The sequence below is a fragment of the Geobacter grbiciae genome (assembly GCF_018531165.1).
Taxonomy (GTDB): domain Bacteria; phylum Desulfobacterota; class Desulfuromonadia; order Geobacterales; family Geobacteraceae; genus Geobacter; species Geobacter metallireducens.
On sequence record NZ_JAHDIW010000028.1, the window covers coordinates 22,987 to 29,915 of the forward strand.

5 protein-coding genes are annotated in these 6,929 nt (G+C 57.6%); all 5 read right to left on the minus strand.

The features are described from left to right. Nucleotides 1-6: 6 nt before the first annotated feature. Entirely contained in the window at nucleotides 7-2,004 is a 1,998-nt protein-coding gene (locus KJB29_RS18565; RefSeq protein ID WP_246562051.1) for a hypothetical protein, read from the minus strand. Further along, nucleotides 1,967-4,414, minus strand: a complete 2,448-nt coding sequence (locus tag KJB29_RS18570; RefSeq protein WP_215735814.1) for a TraC family protein — start codon at nucleotides 4,412-4,414, stop codon at nucleotides 1,967-1,969. The genes KJB29_RS18565 and KJB29_RS18570 overlap by 38 nt, the downstream gene beginning before the upstream one ends. Nucleotides 4,415-4,418: 4 nt before the next feature. Next, on the minus strand, nucleotides 4,419-4,916 hold the full coding sequence (gene traV / locus KJB29_RS18575) for a type IV conjugative transfer system lipoprotein TraV (RefSeq protein WP_215735815.1): 498 nt from the start codon (nucleotides 4,914-4,916) through the stop codon (nucleotides 4,419-4,421). Continuing rightward, complete coding sequence (locus KJB29_RS18580) at nucleotides 4,913-6,181, minus strand: TraB/VirB10 family protein (RefSeq protein WP_215735816.1); 1,269 nt, start codon at nucleotides 6,179-6,181, stop codon at nucleotides 4,913-4,915. The genes traV and KJB29_RS18580 overlap by 4 nt, the downstream gene beginning before the upstream one ends. After that, the coding region (locus tag KJB29_RS18585) for a TraK domain-containing protein (protein WP_215735817.1) at nucleotides 6,171-6,929 on the minus strand (759 nt) is incomplete at its 5' end. The genes KJB29_RS18580 and KJB29_RS18585, both read right to left, overlap by 11 nt.

Consider the following 6,929-nt stretch of genomic DNA (forward strand, 5'->3'; position numbering starts at 1 on the left):
TGGGTCTTACCTCGACTGCATCGGCTGCTTCTGGCCGCTGGAACAGATGTTGTCCTTGCCGGCCAGCCTGAGTGTCTGGATCACCGTGGCAGCCTCGGCAAACTCGTTGATGCACTGGCAATCGATGACGATTTCCTCGCCCGGGCCGGCAGGACAGCTGTTACTTATGCAGGTCTTGTAGAAGATGTCATAGGACTGGGCGGGAACCCGCATGTCATTGACCGTACCGGTCGTCGTCACCTGGGTGTCGATCTTGGCGATACGGGTCTTGCAGGCCACTTCGCATTCCGAAGCCGGGTCACGTTGCGGCAGATTGATGCTGCCATTGGCTATGGTCCAACCAGTGGGGCTGAGACGCGGGTCCTGGAAGGTCAGGTTCGCAGTATTGTCGGTGGCGGAGGAAACCACCTGACCGAAACGGGTCGCCACGTCGGAGAAGTCGTATTGCGTGCTGCCGCAGACATAGGTACGCTTCTTGTGCCACCAGTCCCGGCAGATCTTGTTGGTACCCACCTGACCAGTGAAGTTCTTGCAGGATGGGAGCGGGTTAAAACCGGTCGGATTGAAGTTCTGGTAGGTTACGACACCGTCAATATCCTCTTCCTTCATCCGGCAATCCGGGTGGTTGGCAAGGGTTGCACATTTGTCTTCAACCCCTTCCGTGTAGGTATCTTCCTTGAAGTCGAAGAAATAGCTCCAGTCGAACGAGACCCCTTGAGCACCCTTGGCCGGGCAGACGATACCGGTCTGAACAGAGGTATCAAAACCGTTGATGACCCCGTCCACCGAGGCCGAAGCGGAATTGCAGCCGCCGCCACTCATGTTGTTCATGTTGAATGTGGCGGACATGAGCTGACCGAGCGTGGCCGGGTCCGGGGTCGAAACGGTCACGGTCTTGACCACATGCCAGCCATCCCCTCCAGGACTGCCGCCGCAGTTGTTGTGGGCCGCCCCCGGCCCGCCCGGGCCAGTATCCAGATATTCCAGCTTGTAGGTCAGGTCATCAACCTTGTGAACCCGTATGTAGACTAGGTGATCGGTACAGAGTGCGCTGTTCCCCGAGTCGTTGAAGGATTTGACGATGGTATCGACACGTCCGGCCCGGTCGACGGTACAGACGCTTGACTTGCCCTGTGCCTGTCGTGCCGCACCTGAGTTCGAAATCAGATAGTAAAAACTACTAGGGTCGGAAGACTGGGAGATGGCAGCGGAATCCCGGGCGGCAGTCAATTGCGGCCAGTTGGTGTAGTAACTCGACAGGGTGGAGACGGTTGGTGATGAAGCAAAGGCTGAGACACTTGCCGCGGAGTTGTTCGTCTCGGTAGTCACCTGTCCGTAGTAGGTGATGGTGGTGATGTCGGTGGCGACGTTGGTGATGGTGAACTGGGTGTTGCTGGTATGGACGGCGTTGACGATACCACCGCCGATATCCTTGAGCACAATGGCGCTGTTAACCCAGACCAGGTTGCTGCCGCAGCTGCTGTTGATGCAGTAGCAGCCCCCCAGGTCGGTGATGGAGGCCGGCGCTTCGGTAACGCGGCCATCGGCATCGGCTGCCCACGTGTAGTATTTGCAGTTCGACCAGCTGCCAGCAGTGCAGGAGATGAAGCCGTTGGCGCAGACTCCTGAAACTAGTGCCGGAACGGTATGGACATTGTCGATGGCGCCATCGGTATTGAGATCCTGGCTGACGATGACCTGCTGCAGGTCGCCGGTGCCCGACGGTTGGATCATTACCTCCAGGAACTTTGCCGATGAGGGGGCGTTCAGGGTCGCTGGGAAGCTGGTGGCGCCGTTGACGGTCTGCATGAGGTTCGAGGAGTTGGTCATCGGCATCGAGATGTTACTGTTGACGCCGCTTTTGGTGCCGAACCGGGAGAGAGCCGTCTGACCGGCGCTTTGACCGGCGGTCTTCCCGTCAACGGCCAGGGCATTCGAACTCACGAGCGCCATAGCCATGGTCAGGCTAGCTGCGGTATTTCTTGACCATCTCACGGATCGCATCCTCATAACTCACTCCGCCATCCACCATTGCCTCTATTTCCGCGATCTCGCTCGCATCCGACGTGAATACATAATAAGAGAACGGATCTACCGCCAGCCTGCCGACGCCGGTGCCGAATGGGGTGTCCATGAAGATCTCCGAATACTTGGGCTTGTTGCTCTTGGTTGACTTCAGAATCCTCATGGTGAAGTCGTCGTAATCCAGGAGCTTTTCATCCAGGGCCTTCTCGAAGTCCGATGATTCCAGGAAGAACTTGAAGGCGGAGTTGTTCCTGATCACGTCGCCGACCCCGCCGAACAGTTTCATGTCGAGTACCGACTGGGTGATTATGGTGAAGCTCCCACCGTATTTTCTGGCCCGGCGGTACCCTTCCTCGATAACCTCCTTCAGAGTCGAACTCTCGCCGAGGAACTGCCACGCCTCGTCAAAAACGATCAGGCGCTGGTCCGACTTGTCGGAGAGGTAGAGGTCCTGGGTGACGGCATTGATTACCTGGAGGGTAACGACCCGGAATAGCTCCTTGCGGGACTTGAGATGCTCCAGCTCCAGCACCACGAACTCGTCGTTCGAGATGTCGAGGCTGCTCTTGCCGTTGAAGAAGCGGCCAAAGGCCCCGTCGCTCCGGAAATCGGCAAGGTTGAAGGCCAGTCGGGAAGCGGCCTCTTTAATCTCGCCCCCTTCAGAGGAATAGCGCTCGAAGTTGGCCAGGTACTCGTAGATCGTGTCGATGCCGGCGTCATTCCCCTCCTGCTGCCAGGCCCACCGCACGGCCCCTTTGATGAGTGTCATCTCAGTTTCACTGGGGATGGTCTTGCCGGTGGAGAAGACCATCTGGGCGACAATGGGGGCGATGACCGGGATGTCGTACTCGGGATCGATGATATTGGTGAAGGGATTCAGGCAGACCTGGGAGTCCTCGCTGAAGTCCAGGTAGCGTGCGCCGAACAGCTTGGTCATCTTCTTGTAGGAGCCGCCAATGTCGATGATCCTGATCTTGGAGTTCATGGCGAAGTAGTTGTAGACCAGGTAATTGATGAAGAAGCTTTTCCCGGCGCCGCTGGAGGCGCAGACCATGGCGTTGTGGTTGTTGACCCCTTTGTTGAAAATGTCGAGACCGAACAGGTTACCTTTCCGTCCGGCAAAGAGCATGACCGGCTTGCCCAGCCCAGAGAAGTCCCCCTGGATCGGCAGGGTCACGGCGATGCTGTCCACCGGCATGATGTGGTCACGGTCAAGGGTGTCGATGTTGCTGCCATTGTCGTAGAGGCCGAATGGCAGCGACGAGATGAACAGGATCGGAAGAATCCCCTTGTCTTCCTGCATGACGTACCCCTGCCCTTCCCAGACCCGTTTGGCCCGGGTGACGGACTCGTTAACCAGCCACTCGTCACTGCCATAGACCCACATGATCGGGATGATCCGGTAGAACTTGGTACCCCGTTCCAGCTCATCCACGGCCCAGAGGTATTCGTCTTTCTTGCGAGCCAGCGACGGGGCGAAGCTGCCCACCCCCTGCTGCTGCAGGACCAGGTTGCACTTGGTGTGAAGCTTGTTCTTCTGGTTACGCAACAGAATGTTGAGGGTGAAGAAGAACGGCGTCCGGATCTGATCGGAGTCGGTCGCCATCCCCATGATCCCGCCGAAGAGCTGGTTGGTCTGGATCGGGTCGCCATTCAGGGGGAACGATTTGGGGGTAACACAGCGGAAGTGTCTGTTGTCGAAGCGGAGCGAGGTAAAGCGCTTTTCGATCTTCGTACCGAGCAGCACCTGTTTGCGGATGATATTCCGGTCATCATAGTGGGTCGAATTGCTGGACGGATCTTCGTTCAGCATCCGCCGCAGCCAGTCCAGCAGATGTCCCGGTTCCACCACGACCGGGGCGAGGCCGGCACCGCGCAGCACTTCCTGAATGGTGCCGAACACTTCGTCCAGGTTCACATGGCCGATCTCCTTGACCGGGAACTTCACGGTGAAGAACATCCGGAAGGTGCGCACCGGAATGCCGCTCAGGCAGCCGAGACCCTCCCCCCCCTCCTGGAAGAACCGCATGACATTGTCGGAGACATCGTGGACCAGCTTGCTGCTGCGCGTCTTCTGAGCCCCATAGGCATTGACAATCGGTTCGACAAATGGGTCGGCAAACAGGATGAACTGCATGACCGAACCTTCCGGCAGGTTGACGCGAAAGATTCCCTCCAGGGTCTTGATGCTCGTTTCGGAGGCGAATGCCAGGGGAGCGCACTCCCACATCATCCCGAAGGTGTTGTCGGTGTTGAGGTAGATATTTTTCCTGTCGTCGTAGGCGATCCAGGGGAGGTAATCGGAGAACTTCTCCCGACGGGATATCTGTTCCAGCTCTCCCTTGGCAATGCCGCCGTCCTTTCCGAATAGACCGGACATGATCCCCATTGCCCTACTCCTCTTCACCGGACGACACGGTGTCGCCCAGGAGCCAACGCGGTTCGTCTACGAAGAAGTAAACGTAGCGCAGCATGTAGAACTCATTGTCCTGTCCGGTATAGGGGAGCAGCAGAACCCGCATGGTCTTGGGGGGAGCAACGACCGGCGTGACCGGCTCCTTGAGGAGACCGGTGAATTTGTCGAAGAGAGCGGCACGGTATTTCGTCAGGGCTCCGTTTTCTTTCGACGCTGGATTGCTTCCGGCCAGTTCCTTCCTGCTATCAGTGCAGGCACCGAGATTTTCGGACTCTGACCCGCAGCTCTCATGGGACTGATCGGCAGCCGCATCCTTTGTTCTGGCAGCACCGCCTGATGATTCACTGTAAGCCGTCTGGACGGAGACACATTTGCCGTTGTAACTCTCCGGGCAACTGAAATTGCTTTCGTAAGGATTGAGCAGGGCACAGCCGCTCATGAGCAGCATTCCCGCCAGAGCCAGTGTTCTCTTCACTTTCCGCCTCCCTTGGCGATCTTTTTGATTTCCAGGTTGATCCCCTCGCTGATGACCAACGTCACCGGCTTCGTGGCGCCTACCTCGATGACCGGCATGGTCTGCTTGGCCAGTTCCATGTAGAACTTCTGGATCTCTTTGAAGCCGCTCGACAGCCCTGATCCGGCGCCTGACATGGCTATATCCTTTGGATCTACGGTCTGGGTGGTGCCGAGAGGACTGACGGCCAGAGTTGTCGCCGACGCCTTGATAGCGTCACCGGCGCCGCCGAAAAACCCGGCCAGCATACTCCTGGCGATCATGGAACCCATCTTGGCCACAACCCGGCCCCGCAGGCCGATCTTGCCATCTGCGTCTACGACGAATCCCTTGACCTTCTGGTCAACCACAGCCTGCCCCTTACGGTCGAGGCATGACAGGGAGACCAGCAGCAGTTCGGCCCGCTCGGTGGCCAGGTTCCCCTTGCCGTCAGCGATGACAAAACATCCCTTGAGGTTGGCTTTCACGCTGTTGGGCAGAACCGCCGGAGTCTTGACCCTGAGCAGTACCGGCACCGGGTTACCTTTGGCTTCCGAAGTGGTCGGGGCGTCCAGGCCACTCAACAGGGTCGCCTCCATAAAGGAAGGCGGCAGATAGACTGAACCTGCTGCGTCTTTTTTTTTATCCTCCGGTTCGGCTTTCGACTGCTTTCCCGCCCCGGGTGACGACACGACGGCGATGTCGCCTATTTCGGTCTCAGGGGGTGATGGCGCTTGCCCGGCAGCCATAGTCATTGATAACGTGGGAGGAGGCGGCAACGGAATGGAGCTGGTCTGCGGAATTGGCGGTGGCGGCAACGGTTGTTTTGCCAGCACTGACCGACCTGAACCGGCCTTTTGCGCCTGTCCCTGGACAGATGTGGCAATGCGGGCATCAACAGCTGCGGGAGACGACGCTCCCGGCTGCATCGCTGGCCCAGCCGGCGTATCTCCCTTTTTCTCCCTGGTGATTTCATCGAGCTTTTGCTGAAGTTCGGCAACCTTGTCGTCCCGTTTAGCGATTTCCTTCTGGCTTTCAAGGTACTGTGACTTCTCCAGCAGCTTTGGTTCGATGCTCAACGGTGCCTGTTTTGCGCTCCTCACCGGTTGAGACGACTTGCCGCGGTTCATGGCCATGCTCCCGAGCACGAACGTCAAGGCGAATATGGCTACACCGCCTGTCCAGACCAATATCCGTCTTTGGTTGCCGGTCAGACCATTCCAGTAGGTAAGCAGCTTATTTTTCATCATCTGCCTCCTGGTCAGCCGGTGCCGGTTGCGGTTTCTGGGCTGTATCCTGCTTTGCCTTCTGGCTGGAAGCAGAATGATCCATGACCGGCAGTTCGCCGGCCAGTTTCCGGCCTTCCTGTTTTTCCGCCCGCTGCTCAACCACAAATATCCGTGAGGTATCCCCCTGACGCAGGATGTGCCGTTCGAGTGCAACAGCCACCGGGTTTTCCGCCAGTTCCGTTCTCAAGAACATCTTCTCGTTTATCCTGAACTCAGCCGCCTCCCCCCGCAGGTTCACCTCATACTCCTTGATCCGGAGCCCTTCGCCTTCGATATCCACGGTGCGCTTCAGTGTCAGGACAATTTCCCTGAATATGGAAAACCGCTTGTCCTTGCGATCCACGGAGTAGGAATCGGGGATGTTCTCGGTGTAGACGTCCCGAATGGCGCGAAGCAGCTTCTTCTCGAAGGGCAGCCCGGCATAGAGCGAGAGGTTCTCCTTGATCTTGCGCTCCCTGCCTGACGACAGACGAATGGTCTGGGAAGGAACCCTCTGGGGAAACACGATCATACTGAAGGTTTCCTCGCCGCAAACGACATACAGCTCAGTTGGTGTGGTCGAATAGGAAAGCTTGTCACCTTTCTTCGTGACCTTGAATTTCACGAAGGCATCCTTGCCGGTGATCTTGATGAGGTGTCCTGTCAATAGTAGACACTCCCAACTCAAGCGGCGGCCGTGTTTGCGGAGAAGTTCATGGCAAATACG